27 protein-coding genes and 1 riboswitch are annotated in these 25742 nt (G+C 69.8%); of the genes, 12 read left to right on the plus strand and 15 right to left on the minus strand.

Going from position 1 to position 25742, the window contains the following annotated elements; genetic code table 11:
* The first annotated feature begins 33 nt into the window (after nt 1–33).
* The 3 genes from OG801_RS02505 (at nt 34) to OG801_RS02515 (ending at nt 3142) form a co-directional block, all read left to right on the plus strand.
* Nucleotides 34–915, plus strand: a complete 882-nt coding sequence (locus tag OG801_RS02505) for an ATP-binding cassette domain-containing protein (protein ID WP_355020195.1) — start codon at nt 34–36, stop codon at nt 913–915.
* A complete protein-coding gene (locus OG801_RS02510) occupies nt 912–2096 on the plus strand; it encodes an ABC transporter permease (RefSeq protein WP_406033419.1) in 1185 nt (394 codons plus the stop codon). The genes OG801_RS02505 and OG801_RS02510 overlap by 4 nt, the downstream gene beginning before the upstream one ends.
* A gap of 152 nt (nt 2097–2248) precedes the next feature.
* Nucleotides 2249–3142 (plus strand): SMP-30/gluconolactonase/LRE family protein, encoded by an 894-nt coding sequence (locus OG801_RS02515; protein ID WP_406033420.1) that lies wholly within the window; start codon nt 2249–2251, stop codon nt 3140–3142.
* Here the strand turns inward: OG801_RS02515 and OG801_RS02520 are convergent.
* The 3 genes from OG801_RS02520 to OG801_RS02530 all read right to left on the minus strand — a co-directional run bounded on the left by OG801_RS02520 (nt 3139) and on the right by OG801_RS02530 (nt 5745).
* Nucleotides 3139–4098: a lipid kinase gene (locus tag OG801_RS02520; RefSeq protein WP_406036327.1), complete on the minus strand. Its 960-nt coding sequence runs from the start codon at nt 4096–4098 to the stop codon at nt 3139–3141. The two genes, OG801_RS02515 and OG801_RS02520, sit on opposite strands and share 4 nt — an antisense overlap.
* Before the next feature lie 85 nt (nt 4099–4183).
* Nucleotides 4184–4945, minus strand: coding sequence for an MOSC domain-containing protein (locus OG801_RS02525; RefSeq protein WP_406033421.1), 762 nt, complete (start codon nt 4943–4945; stop codon nt 4184–4186).
* Nucleotides 4946–4953: 8 nt separating this feature from the next.
* Nucleotides 4954–5745 carry an isocitrate lyase/phosphoenolpyruvate mutase family protein gene (locus OG801_RS02530; RefSeq protein ID WP_406033423.1) on the minus strand — a complete coding sequence of 264 codons (792 nt, stop codon included), beginning with the start codon at nt 5743–5745 and terminating at the stop codon, nt 4954–4956.
* Between the two features lie 145 nt (nt 5746–5890).
* On the opposite strand from OG801_RS02530, the gene OG801_RS02535 reads away from it, so the two are divergent.
* Nucleotides 5891–6715: a cation diffusion facilitator family transporter gene (locus OG801_RS02535; RefSeq protein ID WP_406036328.1), complete on the plus strand. Its 825-nt coding sequence runs from the start codon at nt 5891–5893 to the stop codon at nt 6713–6715.
* Between the two features lie 12 nt (nt 6716–6727).
* On the opposite strand, the gene OG801_RS02540 is transcribed toward OG801_RS02535, so the two are convergent.
* Complete coding sequence (locus OG801_RS02540) at nt 6728–7411, minus strand: helix-turn-helix domain-containing protein (protein ID WP_355232520.1); 684 nt, start codon at nt 7409–7411, stop codon at nt 6728–6730.
* Between the two features lie 123 nt (nt 7412–7534).
* Nucleotides 7535–7849, minus strand: a complete 315-nt coding sequence (locus tag OG801_RS02545) for a DMT family transporter (protein ID WP_406033424.1) — start codon at nt 7847–7849, stop codon at nt 7535–7537.
* 10 nt (nt 7850–7859) lie between these two features.
* Nucleotides 7860–7923: riboswitch (guanidine-III (ykkC-III) riboswitch) on the minus strand.
* A gap of 104 nt (nt 7924–8027) precedes the next feature.
* Here OG801_RS02545 and OG801_RS02550 point away from each other — a divergent pair.
* From OG801_RS02550 to galK, 4 genes are all read left to right on the plus strand, one after another.
* Nucleotides 8028–8603, plus strand: a complete 576-nt coding sequence (locus OG801_RS02550) for a LysR family substrate-binding domain-containing protein (RefSeq protein WP_406033426.1) — start codon at nt 8028–8030, stop codon at nt 8601–8603.
* A 130-nt stretch (nt 8604–8733) separates the two neighbouring features.
* Nucleotides 8734–10416 carry a VWA domain-containing protein gene (locus OG801_RS02555; RefSeq protein ID WP_406033428.1) on the plus strand — a complete coding sequence of 561 codons (1683 nt, stop codon included), beginning with the start codon at nt 8734–8736 and terminating at the stop codon, nt 10414–10416.
* Complete coding sequence (locus tag OG801_RS02560) at nt 10403–11233, plus strand: hypothetical protein (RefSeq protein ID WP_406033430.1); 831 nt, start codon at nt 10403–10405, stop codon at nt 11231–11233. The genes OG801_RS02555 and OG801_RS02560 overlap by 14 nt, the downstream gene beginning before the upstream one ends.
* A 47-nt stretch (nt 11234–11280) precedes the next feature.
* Nucleotides 11281–12441, plus strand: coding sequence for a galactokinase (gene galK, locus OG801_RS02565; RefSeq protein ID WP_406033432.1), 1161 nt, complete (start codon nt 11281–11283; stop codon nt 12439–12441).
* A 13-nt stretch (nt 12442–12454) separates the two neighbouring features.
* On the opposite strand, the gene OG801_RS02570 is transcribed toward galK, so the two are convergent.
* The 4 genes from OG801_RS02570 to OG801_RS02585 all read right to left on the minus strand — a co-directional run bounded on the left by OG801_RS02570 (nt 12455) and on the right by OG801_RS02585 (nt 16593).
* Nucleotides 12455–13384, minus strand: a complete 930-nt coding sequence (locus OG801_RS02570) for a patatin-like phospholipase family protein (protein WP_406033434.1) — start codon at nt 13382–13384, stop codon at nt 12455–12457.
* A 74-nt stretch (nt 13385–13458) separates the two neighbouring features.
* Complete coding sequence (locus OG801_RS02575) at nt 13459–13995, minus strand: nucleosidase (protein WP_355020205.1); 537 nt, start codon at nt 13993–13995, stop codon at nt 13459–13461.
* 19 nt (nt 13996–14014) lie between these two features.
* Nucleotides 14015–15229 (minus strand): acyl-CoA dehydrogenase family protein, encoded by a 1215-nt coding sequence (locus OG801_RS02580; protein WP_355020206.1) that lies wholly within the window; start codon nt 15227–15229, stop codon nt 14015–14017.
* Nucleotides 15229–16593: an acyl-CoA dehydrogenase family protein gene (locus OG801_RS02585; protein WP_406033437.1), complete on the minus strand. Its 1365-nt coding sequence runs from the start codon at nt 16591–16593 to the stop codon at nt 15229–15231. The genes OG801_RS02580 and OG801_RS02585 overlap by 1 nt, the downstream gene beginning before the upstream one ends.
* Before the next feature lie 94 nt (nt 16594–16687).
* Between OG801_RS02585 and def the strand changes: the two genes are divergently transcribed.
* Nucleotides 16688–17305, plus strand: coding sequence for a peptide deformylase (gene def, locus OG801_RS02590; protein WP_406033439.1), 618 nt, complete (start codon nt 16688–16690; stop codon nt 17303–17305).
* On the opposite strand, the gene OG801_RS02595 is transcribed toward def, so the two are convergent.
* Nucleotides 17263–18255 (minus strand): NmrA/HSCARG family protein, encoded by a 993-nt coding sequence (locus OG801_RS02595; protein WP_406033441.1) that lies wholly within the window; start codon nt 18253–18255, stop codon nt 17263–17265. The genes def and OG801_RS02595 overlap by 43 nt on opposite strands.
* Before the next feature lie 193 nt (nt 18256–18448).
* Between OG801_RS02595 and OG801_RS02600 the strand changes: the two genes are divergently transcribed.
* A complete protein-coding gene (locus OG801_RS02600) occupies nt 18449–18802 on the plus strand; it encodes an ArsR/SmtB family transcription factor (RefSeq protein ID WP_406033443.1) in 354 nt (117 codons plus the stop codon).
* 17 nt (nt 18803–18819) lie between these two features.
* Here the strand turns inward: OG801_RS02600 and lhgO are convergent, their stop codons facing one another.
* From lhgO to OG801_RS02615, 3 genes are all read right to left on the minus strand, one after another.
* The gene (gene lhgO, locus OG801_RS02605; protein WP_406033444.1) at nt 18820–20004 is read right to left on the minus strand and encodes an L-2-hydroxyglutarate oxidase; all 1185 of its coding nucleotides are present in this window, start codon (nt 20002–20004) and stop codon (nt 18820–18822) included.
* Nucleotides 20001–20348, minus strand: a complete 348-nt coding sequence (locus tag OG801_RS02610) for a YciI family protein (protein ID WP_406033446.1) — start codon at nt 20346–20348, stop codon at nt 20001–20003. The genes lhgO and OG801_RS02610 overlap by 4 nt, the downstream gene beginning before the upstream one ends.
* Nucleotides 20349–20457: 109 nt before the next feature.
* Nucleotides 20458–21345: a patatin-like phospholipase family protein gene (locus tag OG801_RS02615; protein WP_406033448.1), complete on the minus strand. Its 888-nt coding sequence runs from the start codon at nt 21343–21345 to the stop codon at nt 20458–20460.
* Between the two features lie 198 nt (nt 21346–21543).
* Here OG801_RS02615 and OG801_RS02620 point away from each other — a divergent pair, with 198 nt between their 5' ends.
* On the plus strand, nt 21544–22263 hold the full coding sequence (locus tag OG801_RS02620) for a Pr6Pr family membrane protein (protein ID WP_406033450.1): 720 nt from the start codon (nt 21544–21546) through the stop codon (nt 22261–22263).
* On the opposite strand, the gene OG801_RS02625 is transcribed toward OG801_RS02620, so the two are convergent.
* Together OG801_RS02625 and OG801_RS02630 are read right to left on the minus strand one after the other, a co-directional pair.
* Entirely contained in the window at nt 22250–23221 is a 972-nt protein-coding gene (locus OG801_RS02625; RefSeq protein WP_406033452.1) for a GNAT family N-acetyltransferase, read from the minus strand. The two genes, OG801_RS02620 and OG801_RS02625, sit on opposite strands and share 14 nt — an antisense overlap.
* A 41-nt stretch (nt 23222–23262) precedes the next feature.
* Nucleotides 23263–24252, minus strand: a complete 990-nt coding sequence (locus OG801_RS02630; RefSeq protein ID WP_406033454.1) for a LacI family DNA-binding transcriptional regulator — start codon at nt 24250–24252, stop codon at nt 23263–23265.
* A 208-nt stretch (nt 24253–24460) separates the two neighbouring features.
* Here OG801_RS02630 and OG801_RS02635 point away from each other — a divergent pair, with 208 nt between their 5' ends.
* Nucleotides 24461–25729: an extracellular solute-binding protein gene (locus OG801_RS02635; protein WP_406033456.1), complete on the plus strand. Its 1269-nt coding sequence runs from the start codon at nt 24461–24463 to the stop codon at nt 25727–25729.
* The last annotated feature ends 13 nt before the right edge of the window (nt 25730–25742 follow it).

The raw sequence follows: 25742 nt of genomic DNA on the forward strand, positions 1-25742 counted from the left end.
GGTCCCGTTCGTTTCCAACGCAGAGGAGATTCGATGCTCGAGGTCAGCGGGCTGACCCGCCGCTTCGGTGAGATGGTCGCCGTCGACGACGTGTCCTTCCCGGTCCCGTCCGGTGGGCTCACCGGGTTCGTGGGCGGCAACGGTGCCGGGAAGACCACCACCATGCGGATGATCATGGGGGTGCTGGCCGCGCACGCCGGAACTGTGTCCTGGCAGGGGCACGAGGTCACCCGCGAGGACCGGCGCCGGTTCGGCTACATGCCCGAGGAGCGCGGTCTCTACCCGAAGCAGCCGATCCTGGACCAGCTGGTCTACCTGGCTCGGCTGCGCGGCATGTCCACCGCCGACGCGCGCCGGGAGATCACCGTGCTGCTGGAGCGGTTCGGCCTCGGCGGTCGCATGAAGGACCCGCTGGAGAAGCTGTCCCTGGGCAACCAGCAGCGGGTCCAGATCATCGCCGCGCTCGTCCCCGCGCCGATGGCGCTGATCCTCGACGAGCCCTTCTCCGGGCTCGATCCCGACGCCATCGACGCGATGGCGGATCTGCTGCGCGAGCACGCTCGCGACGGCGTACCCGTGGTCTTCTCCTCCCACCAGCTCGACCTCGTCGACCGGCTGTGCGACCGGCTGGTGGTGATGGCCCGCGGCCGGGTGGTCACCCAAGGAACGGGCGAGGAGCTGCGCGCCGACGCCGCGCTCCGCTACCGGGTCGTCCTCGACGGCGACGCCGGCTGGGTACGCGACCTGCCGGGGCTCCACGTCCGCGACGTCTCCGGTCCCGAGGCCGAGATCGAGGTCGTCTCCGCCGGTGCCGAGCAGAAGCTGCTCACCGAGGCCACCAGCCGCGGGAACGTGCTCGACTTCCACCGCGTCGTACCCCGTCTGTCCGAGATCTACCGGGAGGTCACCGCATGAGCGTGAAGACATCGGGCCAGCCCGTCTGGCAGATCGTCGCGCGTCGCGAGATCGCGGTCCGCGCCACCGACAAGTCGACCCTGATCGGCACCGCGGTCATGCTCGCGGTGATCGTGGGCGCACTCGGCTTCTCCGCGTGGAACGCGAGCAAGGAGAAGACGTACGACCTCGCCTACTCCTCCACGGCCTCGCAGGCGATGGTCGAGGGCATCGCCGAGCGCGCCTCCGACATCGACGAGAAGGTACGCATCGTGCCGGTCGCCGTCGACGACGCGGACGCCGCCCGGCGCGCGCTCGAGGAGGAGCAGGCCGACGCCTATCTGCGCCCGGACACCGACAGCTGGACCCTGGTCACCCTCGAGGACGCCGACTCCGAGCTGCGCGACGTGGTCAGCCAGTCGGTCGAGGCGATCGTCCTGGCCGGCAACGCCGACGCAGCCGGCACCACGGCGGCCGAGCTGACCGAGGGCTCGGCGGTCGGAGTCGAACAGCTCGAGGGCGACAGCGAGCTGTCCGCGATCCGCTGGGTGGTCGGGTACGCGCTCGCGATCGTCTTCTACTTCGCCTCGATCATGTTCGGGATGACGCTGGCCAACAGCGTCGTGGAGGAGAAGCAGTCGCGGATCGTGGAGATGATCGCCGCCGCCGTACCACTGCGGCAGCTCCTCGCCGGCAAGATCATCGGCAACGCCGTCATCGCCGTCGGGCAGATGCTCATCTATGTAGCCGTCGGACTGGTCGGGCTGAGTCTCACCGACTTCAGCTTCGCCCTGCCAGCGCTATCCGGAGCGATCGGCTGGTTCGTGGTCTTCTTCCTGATCGGCTTCGTGGTGCTCTCGACCCTGTGGGCGGTAGCGGGCGCGCTCGCCTCGCGCACCGAGGACCTGCAGTCCTCCTCCACCCCGATCACGATGCTGCTCATGGTGATGTTCTTCGGCGCCCTCTACCTCGACGGGGTCGGCGAGGTGATCGGCTCCTACATCCCGCCCCTCTCGGCGGTCCTGATGCCGATGCGCCTCGTCGACGGCACCGCGGCCTGGTGGGAGCCGATCATCGCCGTGGTCCTGCTCCTCGCCTGCGGCGTCGCCCTCGTACGCCTCGCCGAGCGCCTCTACAGCCGCGCCCTGCTCCAGACCGGCGGCCAGCTCTCCCTCAAGGCGGCCTGGCGGCTCGAGGAGTAGCCGAGGCGTCACCCCCGTCGGCCGAGACGTCACGCGCGTCGGCCGAGAAGCCACCTCTGTGCCATCTCGATTCGCGTCAGTGACTTCTCGCCCGACGTACCTGACTTCTCGGCATGATGGGGGCAGTCGACGTCGACCCGAGGAGCACAGACATGGCCCGAGAGATCACCACCGTTGTGGAGGACCTGCACTATCTGGAGTGCCCGCGGTGGCACCAGGACCGGATCTGGTTCGTGGACTTCTACTCTCACAAGGTCTACTCGGCGCAAGAGGACGGGTCGGACCTGAAGGTTGAGGCGGAGGTGCCGGGGCAGCCGTCGGGGCTGGGCTGGCTCCCCGACGGCCACCTCCTGGTCGTCTCGATGCGCGATCGCCGGATCCTGCGTCGTGAGTCGGACGGCTCGCTGGTGACCCATGCCGACCTCAGCGACCATGTCAGCCACCACCTCAACGACATGGTGGTGGACGAGCAGGGCAGGGCGTACGTCGGGAACTTCGGCTTCGACATCATGGCCGGCGCCGACGTGGCGCCGACGGTGCTGCTGCGGGTCGACCCGGACGGGACGGTGACCGAGGTCGCCGACGACATGTGGTTCCCCAACGGCAGCGTGATCACCGACGACGGCACGCTCATCGTCGACGAGACCTGCGGCAACCGGATCAGCGCCTTCGACATCGCGGAGGACGGGTCGCTGAGCAACCGGCGTACGTGGGCGAAGTTCGGTGAGCTGACCACGCACACCGCGTTCGCGGAGGCGATGGGCGATGCCGTGCTCGCGCCTGACGGCTGCTGCCTGGACGCCGAGGGCGCCGTGTGGACCGCCGACGCGGTCTTCGGCCGGCTGGTCAGGGTCGCCGAGGGCGGCGAGATCCTCGAGCAGATCGAGCCGGGCGGCGGCGTCTTCGCCTGCATGCTGGGCGGCAGCGACGGGAAGACGCTGTACGTCTGCGCCGCGCCCGACTTCTTCGAGGAGGCACGCAAGGCCAACACGGAGGCGCGGCTGCTGGCCATCCGGGTCGACGTGCCCCGGGCGGGACGCCCTTAGCTCTGGACGTCCGGCGGCGGACCGTCGAGGCGACCGGCGCGGCTGCGGATCGGCACCGCGACGTGGAGCGCGTTGCTCTCGAGGGTGAAGTCGGTCGGTGTCTCGGTGACGATCTCCCCGTCGAGGTTGACCGGCATCGCCTCGTCGGTTGTGATCCGCACCGCCGAGGTGGTCACGTGGTGCACGTGGTCATGCTCGATGAAGTGGCCGCTCCTGAGCAGCCGCGCGATGGAGACGTGGTCGCGCATACGGCCCCGGACGATGGCGTAGACGTCGAGGAGGTCGTCGTCCACCGAGGCGGTGGGCGAGACGGTGTTGCCGCCGCCGTAGTGACGGCCGTTGCCGACCGCGACCTGGAGCAGGTCGTCGAGCTCGACCGTGTCGTGGTCGCCCTCGGGGAACTCGAGCCGCGCGGTGAAGGGCCTGTGGTGACGGTAGGCCTGCAGCGTCGCCACGGGGTAGGCCGCCGGCCCGATGAGCTTCTTCAGGCGCGGGTTCAGGGCCTCGGTCACCGCGACGGAGAGACCGAAGGAGGCGACGTTGAGGTAGGCGTGGCCGTTGGCCCGCCCGATGTCGACGTTGATGATCTTTCCCTCGAGCATCTGCTGGACCGCGGTCTGCGGGTCCTGGTCGAGCTCGAGCGTGCGGGCGAAGTCGTTGGCGGTGCCGAGCGGCAGCACCGCCAGCACGACGTCGCTGCCGGCGATCCGGGCCGCCGCGGCACCCACCGAGCCGTCGCCCCCGCCGATGACGAGCAGGTCGGGCTTGTCGGCAGCGACCTCGTCGAGAGTGGTCTCCAGCTCCTCCCCCGAGTGGACTGCGTAGGAGCGCACGTCCTCGATCCCCGCGGACCGCAACATCTCCTCCGACGAGGCCAGCGCGTCCTGTCCCCGGCGTGAGCCGGCGTTGACGACGAGGGCGACCTTCACGGAGTCGCGCGACAACAGCGATTGCATATCCACCCTCAGGAGCGTACGCACTCCACCTGAGTCCGCGCTGGGGTGTTCCTGTGCGTGGCCTGTGAGTGGCCTGTGCGGCCGGCTACCGGCCGACAGCGCCGGGCGTGACCACCTCGGCGAAGACCCCGAACGCAGGCTCCCCGGCCCGGTTGTGCGGGCGGTGTGAGGCGAGCGTCTTCAGCAGGCGTACGTCCCGCTCCCCCGTCTCCGGCCGGACGTCGATCACGGCGCAGCGCGGGATGGGTACGCCGATCCGGAGCGTCGCCTCGCCGACCCGGATCTCCCGGCCGAGCCAGGTCTCCTCGACGTAGGGCTCGTCGGTCTCGACCACCAGGTTCGGCCGGAAGCGCGCCGCATCCAAGGCGTTCGCGCCCGCCTGCCGGGCGAGGTCGCGCAGCGACGCCGTGGTCACCACCGACACCGAACCGGCGAAGACGACGTCACCGCGACGGGCACGGGCCAGCCGCACGGGCCGGTCGAGCCACCTCGAGAACAGCCCCGTGTGCGGGCCGCCGAGCAGCTCCAGCTCGACCTCGCGGCCCCAGTAGTCGCAGGTGATTCGCTCACCCGTGGCGGCCGGCTCCGCCGCAGCGGTCTCGCCGTCGGGCAGCTCGACCTCGAGCCGGTCGCCGGCCAGTTCCGCCCGCACCGCGACCAGCGAGGGGTGCTGCACGGTCCGCAGCACCCGCCCGCGGGCGGGGTCGGTCTCGTCGACCGACACCAGCGCGAAGCCGCGGTCTCCCACGACCCCCTGGGCGTCGAGCACGACTCGGTCGTGGGCCAGGTGTCTGGTCCCCTTGATCGGCGCGAACCCCGCCCGCACGACCTTCAGCTCATCGATCACGGGGCCAGTCAACCAGCACTGCGAAACGCCTTGGCGCCCTCGGCCGCCAGCTCCGAGTAGCCGGTCGTGCCGGCGCCGAGCAGCTCCTCCGCGGCCCGCTTGACCGCACCGAGGGCAGCGAACGCGAACGCCCCGCCGACCGAGATGCGCGCCGCGCCCGCCTCGGCCAGCTCCGGCACCGACGGGCCGCCGGGCAGCAGCAGGACGTTGACCGGGCGGTCGACGGCGTCGACCAGGCGGCGTACGTCCTCGACGGCGATGACGCCGGGCGCGAAGAGCACATCGGCGCCGGCCTCCTGATAGGCCTGGAGGCGGGCGATCGTGTCGTCCAGATCGTCGCGGCCGCGGATGTGGTTCTCGGCCCTGGCGGTGAGGACGAACTGGTCACCAGCGGCCCCGGCCGCGGCGGCGACCCGCTCGGCGGCCTCTCCGACGGAGTAGATCGTGTCCTTCTCGATCCCGGCGTAGTCCTCGATGGACCCGCCCGCCAGGCCGGCGGCCACGGCGAGCCGGAACGTCTCCTCGACCTCGGCCGTGGTGCCTGCGAAGCCCGCCTCCAGGTCGGCCGATACCGGCACATCGACCGCCTCGACGAGCGCGGTGGCGTGCGCGATCACCTCGTCACGGGTGACCTGGCCGTCGAGGCGGCCCAGGGTCGCGGCGTACCCGCTGCTGGTCGTGGCCAGCGCCGGGAAACCCAGCGAGGCCAGGACCTTGGCAGAGCCCGCGTCCCAGGCGTTGGGCATCAGCAGCGGGCGTCCGGGCAGGTGCAGCGACAGGAAGTTCTCGGCGAGCGACATGCCGGTCACCCTGCCACGGGACGGCGCGGCCGAGAACCGGATTTCCGGCTTAGGATCGATGAACATGGGCCACGATCACGAGCACATCTCTCCGGCGGCGGACCGGCGATACCTGATCGCCGCGATGTCGCTCCTGGGTGTGTTCCTGATCGGCGAGGTGACGGTCGCGATCCTCGCCGACTCGCTCGCGCTGCTGGCCGACGCCGGCCACATGCTGACCGATGTCGGGGCGATCGCGGCGGCGCTGTGGGCGATGCGGCTGGCGGCGCGGCCGGCGCACGGCCAGTGGACCTACGGCTGGAAGCGCGCCGAGATCCTCTCCGCGGCGCTCAACGGCATCACCCTGATCGTCTTCGCCGCGGTCGTGGCTGTGGAGGCGATCCGGCGCCTGATCGACCCGCCCGACGCCGAGGGATGGCCGATGTTCGTGGTCGCGCTGGTCGGTTGCGGCGTCAACATCGTCGCGGCGGCGCTGATGGCGCGCGCCAATCGCACCTCGCTCAACGTCGAGGGCGCCTACCAGCACGTCCTCTCCGACCTCTACGGCTTCATCGGCACCTTCGTCGCCGCGATCGTCATCCTGCTCACCGGCTGGACCCGCGCGGACCCGGTCGCCTCGCTCGTGGTCGTCGCCCTGATGACGTACGCCGGTGTCTGTCTGCTCCGCGACAGCGGCCGGATCCTGCTCGAGGGTGCGCCGGCCGAGGTCGACGTCGAGGACCTGCGCCGGCACCTGCTCGAGGTCGACCATGTCGTCGAGGTGCACGACCTGCACGCCTGGACGGTCACCTCGGGGCTGCCCGCGGTCTCCGCCCACCTGACCCTGCTCCCGGAGTGCTTCCTCGACGGCAGCGCACCGAAGGTCCTCGACCGGGTCCAGGCCTGCCTGGCCGGTCACTTCGACGTCGAGCACTCCACTTTCCAGCTCGAGCCCGAGACGCACCTGGCCCACGAGCCCGGGATGCACTGAGCTCGGCTGAGGTCAGGCCCGCGCGAGCGCGGTGAGAGCCGCCTCCCGTGCCTGCTCGATCGCGTCCTCGGCGACCCCACACAGTCGCAGGCAGGCCGAGGCGATCGTGGCGACGGTCGTGCTGCCGACCCGGTCCTCGCGGCGGAGGCTGACCACGCTCTCGACCATCTGCACGAGGAGCTCGCCGAGCCCGGGCTCGCCGCTGCTCGCCGAGACCCGATCCCCCGCGGCGCGCTCCGCGACCCGGCTGTAGCCAGCGACGAGGTCACCGCGCAGATGGCCGTAGCGGTCGTAGACGGGTGAGGCGATCACGTCGGGCAGACGGTAGAGCATGCCGATGTTGTAGGGCATGGCGACCAGCGCGCTCATGTCGCTGACGGCGAGGGCGTAGAGGCCGACGTCGGGTGTGACCGACCCCATCCCGGCCTCGATCTTCCCGGCCTGCTCGACCCGGTCTTGGACCGAGCGCTCGAGCAGCACCGCGAGGATCTCCTCCTTGCTCCCGAAGTGGTAGTAGATGGAGGCCTGTCGCAGCCCGGCACCGTCCGCGATCTCGCGGGTGGTGGTGCCGGCATAGCCGCGGCTCACGAAGAGCTCGGCAGCGGCAGCGAGGATCTGATCTCGGGGGTTCGCCGCAATCTTTCCGGGGAGCAGCCGTGGACGGCCGCGACCCGGACGCGGCGAGATCTGTGACACCGTGGCATCGCCTTTTTCTGTCGTGCGATAGATAACATTGGAGAGGGTAAGTTTCGCACTCATATCGAAAGAGTCAAGCGCCAGAGGACGTGTCCGCCCTCGCGGGTTGACCAGCGCTTGGGGTCAGTGCGTGAGCTTGAGCCCGACGACACAGCCGACGAGCGCGACGATCAGCATGACGCGTACGGGGCTGATCGCCTCGTCTCCCGCCACCATCGAATAGCCGACGGTGAGCGCGGCGCCGATCCCGACCCAGACCGCGTAGGCGGTGCCGATCGGCAGGGTGCGCATGGCCATCGCGAGGCCCACCAGGCTGCCGATCAGGGCGACGCCGAAGACGATCGAGGGGACCAGCCGCGAGAACCCCTCGGTGCGACCGAGGGCGAGCGCCCACACGGCCTCGAGGACGCCGGATACCACAAGAAAAAGCCAGGACATGACCACTCCAGACGGCCGTCTTGTCGCGCTTCCGGGTACGGCTCCCTCGTCCGGCAGCCGGTCTCGGCTGACGTCTTCGACCTTAGCAAACCTGTCACACGATAGAAACTTCCCGGCCACACGGAACGCTGCGTTCTTCAGCACGGGATTCAGCGCCGATCGATGAGAGGATGCGCAGGTGACCTTCACCGTCGGCTTCGTCACCGGAGCCACCCCTGACAAGTGGGCCCGGACCTGGCGAGAGCGCAGCCGTGAGCGGCTCGAGCTGGTCCCGGTCACCGAGGAGGACCAGGAGCGACTGCTGCGCGAGGGCGAGCTCGACATGTGTCTCGTACGCCTCCCCGTGGACCGCGACGGCCTCCACTGCATCCCGCTCTACGAGGAGCAGCCGGTCGCGGTGATGGGCCACGAGCACCTGCTCTCGCTGCTCGAGGAGGTCACGCTCGACGACCTCGCCGAGGAGCAGCTGGTCCTCCCCGAGCGCGGGGGCTGGAAGCCGTCCGTGGAGCAGATGAAGTGGCCCGCGATGAGCGAGAAGGACGCGGTCGAGACGGTCGCGGCCGGCACCGGGATCGCGATCCTGCCCATGTCGATCGCGCGGCTCTACCACCGCAAGGACGCCGTCTCCCGGCCCGTGACCGGCATCGAGCCCACGACCGTCGGTCTGGCCTGGCTGATCGACAACGACGACGAGCGGGTGCAGACCTTCATCGGCATCGTGCGCGGCCGCTCGCGGAACTCCTCTCGCCACTGAGCTTCGCCGTCCGGCAAATGCCGGGTGAACGCCTGGCGACATCTGCCTCGCCCGGGTCCCATTCCAGCCAGCGGTGCCGCGGCCCGTCCCTAGACTCTGCCCGATCCAGACAGAAGGCAGGCGTTTACGGGTGAACCGCACGGGGTGGACGACCGTCGTCGCAGGAAGCCTGGGGCTGGTCCTGCTCGCCTGGTTCCTGGTCGCGAACGCACTCCCGGGCCGTTCGGAGCCGGACAAGCTGGCCGACCCTGTGACCCTGAAGGTCGCGGCCGGCTCTGAGCTCGACGACGTCCTGTGCGCCGGCGGCACCAGCAAGGCCGAGGAGTCGACCGGTACACCGGTGCGCTGTGAGCCGAGCGCGCTCGTGAAGCGGCTCCGGGAGGAGACCAACGTCGCGCTCGAGCCTGAGTTCATCGGCACCCTCGAGGCCGCCGACGCGATCGTCGCCGATCCGGACCGCTACGACGCCGCCTGGTTCGCCTCCGACGACTATCTGCGCCTCGCCCTGGCGGCCAAGGGCACCGACGACCTGGCCTCCTCCGACCCGATCATGCGCTCACCGGTGGTGCTCGGCGTGCACCATGATGTCGCCACCCGGCTGGGCTGGACCGGCGATGCCGAGGTCTCCTGGGAGGAGATCGCCGGCCGAGCCGGCGACGGCGAGCTCGGCTTCCTGATGACCAGCCCCGCCTCCTCCAACTCCGGCCTGTCCACGCTCGCCGGTGTGGCCACCGCCTTCGATGCCGAGCCACCGTTGCAGAGCGAGGACGTCGGCCTCGTCCAGGAGGACGTACGCCAGCTCTTCAGCGGGCAGCTCGGCCGCGCGGCCAGCTCCGGATGGCTCTCGGACACGTTCCGCGAGAACCCGACGGCCTACGACGCGATCTTCAACTACGAGTCCGAGCTGCTGACGCTCGCAGAGCAGGTCGACGATCTCGACATCGTCTACCCCAGCGACGGCACCACCGAGGCCACCTACCCGCTCACGCTCGTCGACGCCGAGAAGCAGAAGGCGTACGAGACGGCGGTCGCATGGCTGCGTACGGCCGAGGTCCAGGAGGAGCTGAGCGAGAAGAGTGGTCGCCGCCCGGGTCGCACGGGCGTGACGCCCTCCCCCGGCGTACCCGACAACGACGTCAAGACGCTCCCGCTGCCAGACGATCTCGGCACCATCGACGAGCTGATCTTCACCTACTTCGACGAGTTCGCACCCAAGACGCGGACGACCTACCTGCTCGACACCTCCGCCTCGATGGACGAGATCAAGATGAACCAGCTGCGGCGGGCCTTCGAGGGGCTGGCCGGCGACGACACCTCGATCAGCGGCCAGTTCAAGCGCTTCCGCAAGGGCGAGCGGCTCTCGGTCTACACCTACGCCGACGAGACGGAGTCCCTCGGGTCCCTCGTCGTCGAGGACCAGCCGGAGCGGGACGAGGCGCTCAACCGCCTCATCGACCGCGTCGGCGAGCTGGCAGGTCACGGCGGCACCGCCTACTACGACGCCATCGACACCGCGTACGCCGACATCAAGGCCTCACCCGAGGAGGGCGCCACCACCTCGATCGTGCTGATGACCGACGGCGAGCAGAACGGCGGGCAGTCCTATGCCCAGCTCAGCAAGAAGTACGAGGCGGCCTACCGCGACCTCGGGGTGCCGCTCTACGTGGTGCTCGTCGGCGATGCCGCCACCTCGGCCGACGCGAGCATCGAGCAGCTGGTCGACTTCGCCGAGCACACCGGCGGCCGCGAGGTCGTCGCCGAGGACGCCGCCGACCTCCGCAAGATCTTCCAGGAGATCCGTGACTACCAGTAGGCCCGAGTCGACGCTCGCCACCATCATCAACTCCGGGTTCACCACCGCCGGAGCGGTCCTCGCCGTGCCGCTGGCCGGTGCCGCCGTCGCGACGAGCGCATGGGGCTGGGCCGTCGGCGCGGTCGGCGCGCTCGCGATCGGCGCCGGCACAGCGGCCGCCCGCGCGAACCGACGCCCTCGGCCTTGGCACCAGCCGCCGCCACCGCGTGGGATCGAGGGGCGACCGATCCACACCTACTACTTCCTCTCCGAGACCCGCATCGCGATGCTGCACGCCCAGCTCTTCCGCGGCGAGGTCGGCACCGTCCTCCGCGAGGTCGTCAGGAGCTCCTCCGGCAGCGCGGAGGCCGGGCTCGACGTGCCGCCGGTCAAAGCGGTGACAAAGTACGCCCGCGACGTCGCCAGGAAGTACGCCCAGGAGGCTCGACCCACCCGGGAGACCCTGGTCGGCGACGTGCTGGCCGAACTGCAGCAACGCGGGCTGCTGCACGAGCCCGACGGCGAGCTCGACCGGGTCGCCGGCCTGGTCGCGCAGACCGCTTCCGACGACCAGTTCCTCCAGTTCACCGTCGCCGGGCCGGACGTACGCCAGGCGATCCTCGCGGTCCCCGCGCCGGCCACTGACGGGCGCGACAACACCGGGACGCTGGAGCAGAAGAGCCATGGGCTCACCATCACCATGCACGTCGGCAGTCGCGGGAAGCAGGAGGACTTCGACGAGCTCGAGCACCGCGACAACGTGGTCGTGGTGGGCGTGCTCCGCAACCTCAGCACCGCCGACCGGACCGCGACCGTCCGGGTGATCGCGGTCTACTGAGCGACCCGGGTCCGCGGGGACCGCACGCACGCGGCAGACTTTGCACCATGCTCGAACCGACCGACCTCACCGCGCGCGCGATCGAGGCGCTACGTACCACCTTCGGCGCCGAGGCCACGGTGGTCGGGAAGGCGCCGGGACGGGTCAACCTGATCGGCGAGCACACCGACTACAACGCCGGGCTGGTGCTGCCGGTCGCACTCCCCCACGCCACCTACGCCGCGGCCGCGCCGCGCACCGACGGCCTCATCCGGATCACCTCGGGCCAGGAGCCGGAGCCGTTCACCGGCCACATCGACGAGCTCGGTCCGGAGATCGAGGGCTGGGCCGCGTACGTCGCGGGGGTGCTCTGGACGCTGCGCGAGGCCGGCCTGGTGACCGGTGGCCTGGACATGCACCTGGAGTCGTCGGTCCCGCTCGGCGCGGGCCTGTCCTCGTCCGCCTCGGTCGAGTGCGCCACCGCGGTGGCGGCGCTCGGCGTCGCCGGGCGGACTCTCGACGAGGATCTGCAGCGGGCGGTCGTCGCGGCCGGGATCCGGGCCGAGACCGAGGTCGCCAAGGCGCCGACCGGCGGGATGGACCAGTCGGTCGCGGTCTTCGCCGAGGCGGGCGGTGCCCTGCTGATCGACTTCGACTCCGGTGCCCACCGCAACGTCCCGCTCGCCCTCGGCGAGCGCACGATCCTGGTCACCGACACCCGGGTCAAGCACCAGCTCACCGACGGCGGCTACGCCTCCCGGCGCGCCCAGTGCGAGAAGGCCGCCGCCGACCTCGGGCTGCGCTCGCTGCGCGAGGCCACCCTGGACCAGGTCGAGTCACTCGGCGACGAGGTCGTACGCCGCCGGGCGCGCCACATCGTCACCGAGATCGCCCGCGTCGAGCCGACCGTGACCGCGCTCGGTAACGGCGACTGGGCCGCGATCGGTGACCTCTTCGCCGCCTCGCACGCCTCTATGCGCGACGACTTCGAGATCTCCGTCCCCGAGCTCGACCTGGCCGTCGCGACCGCGGTCGGCGCCGGCGCCGACGGCGCTCGGATGACCGGTGGCGGCTTCGGCGGCTCGATCGTCTCGATCCTCCCTCTTGACGCCGTGGACTCGGTCAGCGCGGCCATCGACAAGGCCTTCGCCGAAGCCGGCTACGGCGCTCCGGGGCACCTGATCGCCAGCCCGTCAGCGGGCGCGATGTTCACCGACGTAACTCGGTGAACATCGCACTGAATCAGAGCAGGCCCGCCTCGGCCAGCATCCGGGTCGCCGTGCCGGTCGCAGCCTGACGGGCCGCGCGGAGCAGATCGACGTCGGTCTCGGTGCGACCCGGGATCGGGTCGGCCGCATCGGGCGCGAACGTCAGCGTGTGCACGCCCGCGTGGCTTCCGGCCCTCATCTCGGCGACCGAGGCCCGGTAGCGGTCCGGCCGGCTGTGGTAGAGATCGCCGAGCTCGGGGTTGACCCGGCGCAGGTAGCGCTCGATGACACGGTCGGCCGACCCATACGCCGGCGCCGTGCCGAACGGTCGGGTCACCAGCACGATCGCGTGTGTCGCCCCGAGTGCCGCCGCCGAGGCCACCGGCACGGCCTCGACCAGCCCGCCGTCGAGCCAGCGGCGGCCGCGTACGGTCACCGGGAGCCCTCCGGCCAGGGGCAGCTGGCTCGAGGCGATCACCGAGTCGGCGAGGTCGGTGGGATCGGTGAAGTCGGTGAGCGGGACCGCCTTCGCGGTCACCACGTCGGTGGCCACCGCCGCCAGCCGCGGCGCCCCGTCACGCAGCGCGAGCGACCACTCGAACAGCTCCGCCGAACGTGCGGTGATCCCGCGGGTGTCCACCATCGACTTGCGCCGCAGCATCCGCCCGGCGCCGATGTACTCGGGCGAAGCGAACACCGAGGCGTACGACTCGCTGAAGGCGCCGATGGTCCCGGCTGCCACCGCGGTCGCGTTGGCAGCACCGGCGGAGGTGCCGACCACCAGGTCGACCGCATCCACCAGACCCTGGTCGGCGAGCACCGCGGCCATCGTCGCCGACAGCATCCCGCGCATCCCGCCACCTTCGATCACGAGGGCCAGAGTCGCCCCGTCATCCTTGTTCCCACTGTCCCCGCCACGACGGGACCGGAGCAGCTCGACCACTCCCGATTGCAATGCGTCCACATCTGGATTGTGACGCTACTGACGAGTAGGGCGTGGCATCGGGTCGCTCCGACACGCCCGGGCAGGGGCGCACGTCACACGTTGGCGGTGAGCCACGCCCCCAGATCGCGGGCGGAGCGGTCGACGACGCTGGCCCAGTCGAGGGCGGACTCGTCGGCGTTGTCGGAGACGTGCTTGACGACGCGTGCCGGGACGCCGGCCTCCCGGGAGGCCCAGGCGACGGCGAAGGCCTCCATGTCGACCAGGTGAGCGCGCTGGGCGAGCTCGGCGCGTACGACCGTGTCGGTGACGAAGAGGTCGCCGGTGGCGCAGACGATGTCCGACTCCCCGACCTCCAGCGCGTCCTCGACCGGGTGACCCAGCGCCCGGATGGCGGCGGACGAGAAGTCGTGGTTGAGCACGGTGCCGACCTCGTAGATCCCGGTGTGGCCGTCGCGCAGCGCGCCGCAGGAGCCGATGTTGACGACCTGACGGATCGTCTTGTCGGCAGCGAGCACACGCGAGACGGCCGAGGCGGACGCCACCTTCCCCATCCCGGTGATCACCACCTTGAGCCCGGAAGGAACATGGGCCGCCTCGGCCTTGGTCGCCGACACCACGAGAACACTCATGCCGCCGAACCCTACTGACCTACTTGAGCTCCGCCGACGAGAGCCCGAGGACCCGTCGCGCCACGATCAGCTGCTGGATCTGCTGGGTGCCCTCGAAGATGTCGAGGATCTTCGAGTCGCGGGCCCACTTCTCCAGCAGCTCACCCTCGGAGTAGCCGATGGTGCCGGCCAGCTCGACGCAGGACAGCGTCACGTCGGACCCCATCCGGCCGGCCTTGGCCTTGGCCATCGAGGCTTCCTTGGAGTTGGGCTGGCGGTTGTCGGCCATCCAGGCCGCCTGGAGCATGAGGAGATAGGCGCCCTCGTAGTCCGACTCGAGCTGAATGAACTTCGCCGCGGCCGCCGACTGCAGGTGAGCCGGCCGGTCGTAGTCGATCTCGACGCCGGCCTTCTCGAGCAGGTCCCGGGTGTAGTCGAGGGCCGCGCGGGCGCAGCCGACCGCCATCGAGGCGACCAGAGGACGGGTGTTGTCGAAGGTGGCCATCGCACCGGCGAAGCCCTCCTTGACGTTGATCTCCGGGCTGCCGAGAAGGTTCTCCGCAGGCACCCGGCAGTCGGTGAAGATGATCGTGGCCGTGTCCGAGGCCTTGATCCCGAGCTTGTGCTCGAGACGCTCGACCTTCATCCCCGGCGTGCCCTTCTCGACCACGAACGACTTGATCGCCGCCTTGCCGAGCTCCTTGTCGAGCGTCGCCCACACCACGACCGCATCGGCACGGTCACCGGAGGTGACGAAGATCTTCTCGCCGTTGAGCACGTAGTGGTCGCCGTCGAGCGTGGCGGTCGTCTTGATGTTGGCCGAGTCCGAGCCGGTGCCGGGCTCGGTGATCGCCATCGCAGCCCAGACGCCGTCGAAGCGCTCGTGCTGCTCGTCGTTGGCGACCGAGGCGATGGCCGAGTTGCCCAGGCCCTGACGCGGCATCGCGAGCGTGAGGCCGACGTCGCCCCAGCACATCTCGTTGACGGAGAGGACCGAGGACATGTTGGCGCCGTTCTTGACCTTGCCGTCGTCGGGCTTGGAGTCGCGGCGTACGCCGGTGGCGCCCGCGCCCTCACCCTGCCCGGACTCGGCCAGACCGTCGGCCATGGCGGCGAGCATGTCGAGCTCGGTGGGGTACTCGTGCTCGGCCTTGTCGTACTTGCGCGAGATCGGTCGCAGCATGTTCATCGCGACCTGGTGCACCTGCTCGCGCAACGGCTTGAGCTTCTTGGGGTCTTCCAGATTGATGGCCATCAGACCAGCACCGTGCCTTCCATGATCCCGATCGCACGCAGGTCGCGGTACCACCGCTCCACCGGGTGCTCCTTGACGAAGCCGTGGCCACCGAGCAGCTGGACGCCGTCGAGGCCGATCTGCATGCCCTTGTCGGCACACAGCTTGCGAGCCAGCGCGATCTCGCGGGTCGCGTCGATGCCCTGGGCCACCCGGCTGGCGGCCTTGTAGGTCACCAGGCGCATCGCCTGCAGCTCGATCGCGATGTTGGCGACCATGAACGCCACCGACTGGCGGTGGGCGATCGGCTCGCCGAAGGCCTCGCGCTCCTTGACGTAGGGCGTCACGTAGTCGAGGACGGCCTGGCCGACCCCGATCGACAGCGCGCACCAGGCGAGGCGGGAGAGGCGTACGGCCTCGGTGTAGGTCGAGCCGTCGGTCTCGCCGAGGACCGCCGCTGCCGGGACCTTCACGTCGGTCAGGGTCAGCTTCGTCAGCGAGGCGGCGCGTACGCCCATCGCCGGCTCGGACTCGATGCTCAGACCGTCGGTCGAGGACTCGATGAGGAACAGCACCGGCTTGCCATCGAGGGCGGCACCGACCACGAAGAGCTCGGCCTCGGCACCGCGGGCGACCAGCGACTTGGCGCCGTTGATGACGAATCCGTCGGCGGTCCGGGTGGCCGTGGTCGACGGGGAGAGCACGTCGAAGAGGACCTTGTCCTCGTTGAGGGCGAAGGCCGCGGCCGGAACCGACCCCTCGGTGAACGCCGGCAGGTAGGTCTGCTGCTGCTCGTCGGTGCCCCACAGGCCCAGGGCGGTCGCGACCGAACCAGGCGCGAGGGCGGCGACGGCCAGACCGAGGTCGCCCTTGGCGAGCGCCTCGGCGACCAGGGTGCCGGCGACCGCAGAACGGGTCTCGGAGATGCCGCCGAGCTCCTCGGGGACACCCAGGATCGGCAGCCCGATCTCAAGGCTCGACTTGAGCAGCTCTTCCGGCGCGGCGCAGGCTTCATCGGCCTCGGCCGCGGCCGGACGTACGACCTCGGCGGCGAACTCGGTGACCACGTCGACGAGCATCTGCTCGTCCTCGCTCGGGGTCAGGTCGAAAACGCCCTGGGGGATGGCGTTGGGCACGCGTACGCCCGGGACGCCCCGCTTGCCCTTCTTCTTGAACGCCCGGCTGGTCGCCGCGATCGTCTTGAACCCGCTGCGGGTCACCGTGAAGACGACCTGCTCGGTCTGCTTGCGGACACCGAGCCGGTCGAGCGCAGGGCTCTGCGAGAGCTTGCGCAGACCGGCCACGGCGAACCCGATCGGATCACGCGACTCGCCGGACGGGACGCCGTTCGCGATCCCGCCACGTAGGCCTTGGAGGATACTCATGGGTAGAACTGTAACTGGGAGTTACAACGCGGTCTACACTTCGGGGGGTGATGGCGGTAACAAACCACGCACGACTTATTTATAGGCTTGGCACATGGCCGACTCCTCGCTCGAATCCGCTCCTCCGATCGCGCCCCACGGCGCCCTGCCCGAGGGCGGGAAGGTGCGTCCGATGACGCGCTGGGGCACCCCGGTCATGCACCGGCCCAAGAAGAAGGTCGAGGTCTTCGACGCGGCGCTGGCCGAGCTGGCCGCCGACATGGTCGCGACGATGTACGCCGCCGAGGGTGTGGGCCTGGCCGCCGACCAGATCGGCGAGGACGTCGCGATCTTCGTCTTCGACTGCCCCGATGCCACCGGGCAGCGCACCGTCGGCATCGTCTGCAACCCGGTCCTGACCCTGCCCGAGGGAGATGACCGCCAGCTCGACGTCGATCTGGAGGGCTGCCTCTCCTTCCCCGGCGCCTTCGTGGACTGCGCCCGGCCCGACTGGGCCGCCGTCGACGGTCTCGGCCTCGACGGGGAGCCGGTCCACTTCGAGGGCAACGGCCTGCTGGCCCGGTGTCTCCAGCACGAGACCGACCACACCAACGGCACCGTCTTCGGCGACCGCATCTCCGCCAAGGCGCGCAAGAAGCTCACCAAGGAGCACGACCGCCTGGCCAAGGACTACCCCGCCGAGTGGCCTGTCGCGGGAGACTCCACAGCCTGACCCCCGAAGGAGATCCGCTCGCCGCGCCAACCTGACCTACGGAGAAACTGCTCCCAGCTCAGCGCGCCGGGATCGATACGTCGACTCCACTCCATGTCGCGGTCATTGCCGAAGTATCCGAACTCCACTGCGTACTCGGCCATCCCGAGGATCTCGTCAACCAGCAGAGGGTTCTCTCCGAGCTCGGGGAAACAGGTCAGCAGGCCCTCCCGAGAGTAGGCGCTGCGGTACTCGGCCTTGAGGCCGGTGACACGGGAGAACGCGTCGACCATCTCCCTGGGGGAGATGACATCACCGACCACGGGCAGCGCGGCCCCGAGGTAGGCGTCCGGATTCGACAACACCTCCAGGACGGCAGGTCCGGTCGCGGTGAGCGGGTCCACGAACGGGGCGCGGAAGTCTTCAGGGAGATAGAAGGGCATGTGCACGCTGTCGCCTTCGATGCGAGGAGCGTAGTACTCCAGCGCGTTGGTGTAGAAGAACGAGAGCATGACGAAGGTGTGCCCGATCGGCAGGGTCCGAATGTGCTCGGTGACGAGCGCCTTGTCAGTGAAGTGCGGGGCGTACTTGGTGCCCGATGACCTCTCGTCGACGTTCTCGAGTGCACTGAAGACGAGGTGCCCCACACCTGCCTCGACCGCAGCATCGGCGAGCTGGCATCCGAGGGGGAACTCATCGTTGGATGGCGGCGCAACCGGTGGCGTCATGAGGAAGGCCCCGTCAGCCGATCCGAATGCCCGCACGAGCTCGCGCTGATGTCCCGGTTCCAGGGGAACCGTGACGATCTGTGCGCCCATTCTCGCGAGGTTCCGGGCCTGGGCAGAGTCGGCTGCTCTGGTCAGGGCTCGCACCCGAAACCGCCCGCTGTCGAGCAGGGAGGCGACAACGCTCCTTCCCTGCTTGCTGGTCGCACCCGCGACGACGATCAACGGCTTTCTGGCATCAGACATCGTGCTTCCTTCTCTTGTGGGCCCGATGCCGTGCGGGCAGCCAACAGCAGCGCCGGCCGCGCCCTGCACCGAGCGTGAGCAGGTTCCGATCATATCGTTACATCGCGATATGTAAATGCATGCTGTCGAGAGCGCGGGACTCAAAGCGTCACATCGAGATATGATGGTGCGTAGATGCGAGGAGGAGGAGACCGTGGCTAATTCACACGCAACAGACCCAGGGAACATCAGCCCTCTGGAGGCGGTCGAGGGGCTGAAGGCTCTGGCGCACCCCGCGCGGTTGCAGATCATGGACTGGCTGCGGGACCCGCATGGCGAGTTCTCGCAGTGGGAGCCGATCGCTGATCGGGACGAGGTCGGGGTCTGCGTCAGCCATCTGCAGGCCAAGTCAGGGCTGGCCCAATCAACGGTCTCGTCGTACATGGCAACGCTGGAGCGCGCCGGTCTCGTCCGGTCCACGCGCATCGGCAAGTGGATCCACTACAGACGCGACGAGGACGTGATGTCCCAGCTCGCGGAGGTGCTCCGCGGCACACAGCGCCCGTGAAGGCTCTTGTTCGCGAGCTAGGACATCCGGTCCACGACGTACTCGGCGATGGCGAGGCTGGAGGTCGCGGCCGGGCTCGGCGCGTTGCGCACCGAGGTGATGCCGTCGGCATGGTGGATGACGAAGTCGTCGACCAATGACCCGTCGCGCTCGACGGCCTGGGCCCGCAGCCCCAGCCCCGCGCGGGTGACGTCCCCCGCGCCGATCTCCGGCACGTAGCGCTGGGCCTCGCGCATGTAGGCCTGCTTCGACAGTACGCCGCGAAGCTCGGTGATTCCGGTGCGCCAGTGCTCTGCGGCGAACCGCCAGAACCCCGGCCACGCCAGCGTGTCGACGAGGTCGCGCGGGGTCAGCGACGTCCGACCGTAGCGCCGGCGACTGAGCGCCAGGAAGGCGTTGGGACCGACCTCGAGACCACCGCTCACCCGGCGGGTGAAGTGCACCCCGAGGAACGGGTAGCGCGGGTCGGGGACCGGATAGACCATGCCACGGACGAGATCCTGCTTCGCGGCACTGACCTGCATGTACTCACCGCGGAACGGGACGATCCGGGGCGCCTTCGGGCCGCCGGTCAGCTCACCGAGCCGGTCGGACTCCAGGCCACCGCAGACGACCAGGTGGTCGACCCGGGTCCGGCCGGCGGGCGTCTCGACCTCGATCCCGCCCGTGACGCGGTGGATGCCGGTCACCTCCTCGCCGAGGCGTACCTCTCCCCCGGCTTCCGTCACGCTCCGGCCCAGCCCCTCGGCGACGGCGACGTAGTCGATGATCGCCGTTCTCGGGGAGTGGAGGGCGGCCAACCCCGCCGCGTACGGCTCGATCTCCGTGATCTCCTCGGGGCCGACTCGTCGCAGGCCCGGCACGCCGTTCTCCGTCGCCGTCTTCTCCAGCGCGTCGAAGCGCCCCATCTCTGACTCGTCGACCGCGACGACGAGCTTTCCGCACTCCTCGAACGGGACCTGGTGCTCGGCGGCGAAGTCCTTGAGCAGGTCACGGCCGCGCGTGCAGAGCTGCGCCTTGAGGCTGCCGGGGCGGTAGTAGATCCCGGCGTGGACGACGCCCGAGTTGTGGCCGGTCTGGTGGGCGCCGAGCCTGTCCTCCATCTCGAAGACGATCACCGTCCCGGCCGGGCGGCGGCGCAGGATCTCCCGCGCCACCGCCAGCCCGACGATCCCGCCGCCGACGACTCCGGTCGTGGTCAACGCGCCTCGGCCCCGGAGAGAAGCTCGCGGACCTGCATGGTGGCTCGGCATGCCGCGGCACACTTCCCCGCCCACTTCAGCGCATCCTCGAGGGTGTCGACGTCGACGATGATGAAGCCGCCGAGGTGCTCCTTGCTCTCCGGGTAGGGACCGTCGGTGACCACGCCGGCCTCGTCGACGGTCCAGGCGTCCTCGAGACCGCCCTTGATCCCACCGCCGAAGACGAACACGCCCGCCGCGATGGCCTCGCGGGTCATCGCCGAGGATGCTTCGGCGATGTCTGCCACGTCCTCGTCGCGGTAGTCCACCGCTTCGTCGCGGAACGAGATCAGATACTTGGTCATCTACAACCTCCTGTTTCGGGCAGCGCTCGTCGCCACCCCTTACTCGCTCCACGAACGGGTCCAGCCACTTTCGACAGATCCTCGGAAAGAACGTACGCCGCGGCTGGCCTCATCGCCCCCAGAACCCGGCGAACTTCTCGGCAAGGCGAAGCCCCTGGCGATGGCCCGCCCGAGCCGCGGGCGGTCGCGTGGCCGGGTTCATCATGTTGTCACCGAAGGCCTCTCTCGAGTCGGCGTCAGGGAGGATCGTCTCCACCCTGCTGCCGCCCATGCGCAGCTCGTCGACCTGTGCGGAGAGATCGCTGCGCCAACCGGCCGGATGCCGAGTCCGGCCACCCAGCGGCGACAGCACGAGCACCCTCCCACACCCCACCGCCAGGTCGGCGTTCTCGCTCGAGCGCCGGTAGCCACCGTCGATGTAGCGACGCCCGCCGATCGCGTACGCCGGGCCTCCCGCGCAGCTCGCGGCGACGGCGTCGACCAGGTCGACGCCACTGTTGCGGTCGAGCTCGACGGGTTCACCGGTGTCGGCGTCCACAACGGTGAGGAGGATCCTGCTCTCCGGCCAGTGCGGGCTCGGCAGCCGGGCGGCGACGGTCTCGCGCCAGCGCTCCCGCCCGGCCGCGCCCGCGGCCTCGGCGAGCTCGATCGCGTCCGCGCCGATCCGGCGCCGCATGTCGGGCAGGTCTGCTGATGCCGCGATGATGGCGTCGGTCCGCTCGAGGTGAGCCGAGGAGATGGGGCCGCGCGGCCCTGACGTGGCCTGGGGAGTCGGCGCCGAGAGGATGGCGTCCAGCAGGTCGGCCGGACTCGCGCCGCCGAACTGCGCCGCGGCCGTCGCGCCGGCGGAGGTGCCGATGATGAGATCTGCCTCGGTCACATCGAGGCCGCCGTCGTGGAGGCCGGCGATGACACCGATCAGCCAGGCATTGCCGGCCGATCCGCCACCGCCGAGGACGAGTGCGCGCTCGCTGAGGGGCTGGGTTCTCGTGTTCATGGGAGTCGCCTTTCGGAAGGTTCCGCAGGCGCTCCCGGTGGCTCAGCCCTGAGTCGGGCTCAGCCGCACGATCGTGGCTGGCGGGGAGCACCCGCTGTGGACGTTGCGTACACGGGTCTCACCTCCTGCCGTCGGATCACGATCGCGACGACGCTAGCACGGGACACGGCGCGGCTCACTCCGAATACCGTCACGATCATGGGTCTGTGGCTTTACGGTGAGCGAGTGATGAAGACCTGGTCGATCCTGCGCCTCACCATGGCCGTACTGATCCTCGCCGCGATGGTGGCCGAGTTCCGGGGAGCGATGAGCACCACGCCCGCGGAAGGCTCCAGCATGGCGACGGTGGTGGTGAACTACTTCAGCTACTTCACGATCGAGTCGAACCTCATCGCGGCTGCGGCGCTCATCGCCGCAGGGGTCTGGGCGCTGACCCGCGACGCTCAGGAACCGACCTGGATGGCGCTGCTGATGGCGGCGGCGACAACGTTCATGGCCATCACCGGGCTGGTCTACAACCTGCTGCTGCGCGGCCTCGTTCCGGCCGCACACCCGTGGGCCAACGAGATCCTGCATCTCATCGGCCCGTTGTTCCTGATCATCGACCTCTTGGTCGCTCCCCCGCGCCGACGCTTGCCGTGGCGGGCTGTCGGGGCCGTCGTCGCGTTCCCGATCGTGTGGGCGATCTACACCCTGGTCCGCGGCGAGCACGTCGTCAGCCCTCTGACCGGCGACCCGTGGTGGTACCCCTACCCGTTCCTCAACAACCACCTGCACGGCTACGGGGTCGTCTTCGCGTACGTCGTCGGGATCGCCGCTGCGTTCACCCTGGTCGCCTGGGGCGTCGTCGCGGTCGGACGTCGGCGCTCCCCCGAGGCCGTCGCCGACGAGAAGGATGCCGGGCTCAGCCCTGCCTGATCATCCAGCGCTCGGGCGCGTCAAGCGGCTCCCAGCCGTACTTCACGTAGAGCTCGTGGGCGTCCTCGGTGGCGAGCAGGGTCCGGCGGATCCGGTAGGGCTCGAGGTCGGCGAGGATGCCCTCGATCAGCAGCTTGCCGATCCCCTGGCCGCGGGCGCCCGGGTCGACGATCACGTCGCACAGCCAGGCGAAGGCGGCGAAGTCGCTGACCACGCGGGCGAAGGCGACCTGGTTCCCGGCCGCGTCGTAGACGCCGTAGCAGCGGGACCCCTTGTTGGCCGCGTCCTGCACCTCCCGCGTCCGGTCGCTGGCCCAGTAGGACTGCGCGAGCATCCGGTGCACCCAGTCGGGGTCGATCCGGCTCTGGTCGGCGGAGAAGGCGTACGCCAATGGCTTCTCGCTCGTCGCCGGCTCCGCGCTCAGCAGGCCGAGCAGGTCGTCCGGCTCGGGCTCGGGCCGCGCGACCTGGGGCGCGACGGCGGGCGCCTCGACGGCCCCCGCGAAACCCGGACCGGGGTCCGGCGTACGGCCCTGCTGGTAGGCTAGGGCGGCACCGTTGGCGAGCCTGTCGGCAGCCTCGTTGAGCGGGTGCCCGGAGTGACCCTTGATCCACTCGAACCGGACGTTGCGGCCCTGCATCGCCGCGTCGAGATCCTTCATGATCTCGACGTTGAGGACGGGCTTGCCGTCGGCCTTCTTCCAGCCCTTGCGCTTCCAGCCGGCCATCCACTTGGTGACCGAGTTGATGACGTACTTGGAGTCGCAGTAGACCAGTAGCGGCTCGCCGGTGTGGGCCGTCTGCCGCAACAGGTCGAGGACCGCGGTCAGCTCGCCCTGGTTGTTCGTCCCGTGCGGCCACCCGCCACAGGCCCAGGTGGACTCGTCCACATACCAACCCCACCCCGCGGGCCCCGGGTTCCCGAGCGCCGAACCATCAGCAGCAGCCACAATCGTCACGCGCCCATCCTGCCAGCCGCGTGCCGGCCCGCTCCGGGCGGTCAGGGGTTGACGCGCGGACCGGACGCGGTGGAGCCGCGGACGACCAGCTCGGGGTGGAAGACGAACTCCGAATGCGGCGTTCCGGTGCCGGCGATCTCGTCGAGGATGGCGCGGACGGCGGCCTGGCCCATCGCGTGGACCGGCTTGCGGACGGTGGTCAGCGGCGGGTCGGTGAAGGCGATGAGCTGGGAGTCGTCGTAGCCGACCACGGAGACGTCCTCGGGGACCCGCAGGCCGCGCGAGCGGGCGGCACGGATGGCGCCCAGCGCCATCATGTCGCTCGCGCAGACGATCGCGGTGAAGCCTTCGTCGAGGAGCGCGGAGGCAGCAGCCTGGCCGCCCTCGAGGGTGAAGAGGGAGTCGCGGATGTGGCCCTTCTCGATCTCCTCGGCGCTCAGCCCGAAGCGGTCGGCCATCGTGGCCACGAAGCCCTCGATCTTGCGCTGGACCGGGACGAAGCGGCGGGGGCCGACGGCCAGGCCGATCTTGGAGTGGCCGAGCGTGGCGAGGTGGGTGACCGCCAGCTGCATCGCCTCGCGGTCGTCGGGCGAGATGAACGGCGCCTTGATGTCGGGGGTGAACCCGTCGAGGAGGACGTACGGGACGCCCTGGGCGCGCAGCTTCTCGTAGCGCGTCATGTCGGCGGTGGTGTCCGCGTGCAGACCGGAGACGAAGATGATCCCGGTGACGCCGCGGTCGACGAGCATCTCGGTGAGCTCGTCCTCGGTCGAGCCGCCGGGGGTCTGCGTGGCGAGCACCGGGGTGTAGCCCTGCCGGGTCAGCCCCTGCGCGATGACCTGCGCGAGCGCGGGGAAGATCGGGTTGTCGAGCTCGGGCGTGATCAGGCCGACCAACCCCTCGCTGCGCTGGCGCAGCTTCACCGGGCGCTCGTAGCCGTGGACGTCGATCGCCGCCAGCACCGCCTCCCGCGTGGCCGCGGCGACCCCGGGCTTGCCGTTGAGGACGCGACTGACCGTCGCCTCACTCACGCCCGCATGGGCCGCGATGTCAGCAAGACGGGCAGAGGCTGGTGTTATGGGCACGGTCACATCATGCCTCCTCCCTACACGGCCTGCAAGAACTTTCAGCAAGTTTGCAATTTTTGCTGAAAGGCTCTTACATTCTCCTCGACGCGGGGTTACCTTCGTCACACCACCGGGCGGACTCCTCGCCCGGCCCCATATCGAAGGAGAACTCATGCGACGTGGCATCGTGGCCACCGCAGTGGCGGCATCGCTCGCCCTGGCGGCAACGGCATGTGGCGGTGGCAGCGGCGACAGCAGCGACGGCCCGGTCACCATCACGTGGTGGGACACCTCGAACGCAACCAACGAGGCGCCGACGTACCAGGCCCTCGTCAAGGACTTCGAGAAGGCCAACCCGGACATCAAGGTCAAGTACGTCAACGTGCCCTTCGACCAGGCACAGAACAAGTTCGACACCGCGGCCGGCGCCAGCGGCGCTCCCGACGTACTGCGCGCCGAGGTCGGCTGGACGCCTGCGTTCGCGCAGAAGGGCTTCCTCGCTCCCCTCGACGACACCGAGGCGCTCGAGGAGAAGGACGCCTTCCAGCCCAACCTGATCAAGCAGGCCGAGTTCGACGGCAAGACTTACGGCGTCCCGTTCGTCACCGACACCCTCGCGCTGGTCTACAACAAGGCGCTCTTCGAGAAGGCCGGCATCACCGAGGCCCCGAAGACCTGGGACGAGCTCAAGGCCGACGCCGCGACGATCAAGTCCAAGACCGGTGTCGACGGCTACTGGGGCTCGACCTCGGCCTACTACGCGCAGCCGTTCCTCTACGGCGAGGGCACCGACACCGTCGACGCCGAGGCCAAGAAGATCACCATCTCCTCCCCGGAGGCCAAGAAGGGCCTGACCACCTGGCAGGGTCTCTTCGACGGCGAGGGCCTGCACAAGGCGGACACCACCGCCGACGCGTACGCCCACATCCAGGACGCCTTCGTCAACGGCAAGGTCGCCGCGATCATCCAGGGTCCCTGGGAGATCACGAACTTCTACAAGGGCTCGGCGTTCCAGGACAAGAACAACCTCGGCATCGCCACCGTCCCGGCCGGCTCGACCGGCGAGGCCGGCGCCCCGACCGGCGGTCACAACCTGTCGATCTACGCCGGTTCGGACGAGGCGCACCAGGAGGCCTCGGCGGCGTTCGTGAAGTTCATGACCTCGGCCGACACCCAGGCCCAGATCGCCCTGAAGAACTCCACGCTGCCGACCCGCGACGACGCCTACACCGACGAGGTCAAGGCCGACCCGGGCATCGCCGGCTTCCAGACGGTACTCCCGGCCGCCCAGCCGCGACCCGAGCTGCCCGAGTACTCCTCGCTGTGGGGTCCGATGGACCAGGAGCTGCCGAAGATCGCCTCCGGCGCCGAGACCCTCGACAAGGGTCTGGCCACGCTGGAGACGGCCTTCGCCGACCTGCTGCCCGACTTCTCGAAGTGAACCTGAGCCAGGA

Origin of the sequence: Nocardioides sp. NBC_00163, from assembly GCF_045206295.1 — a bacterium.
GTDB lineage: Bacteria > Actinomycetota > Actinomycetes > Propionibacteriales > Nocardioidaceae > Nocardioides.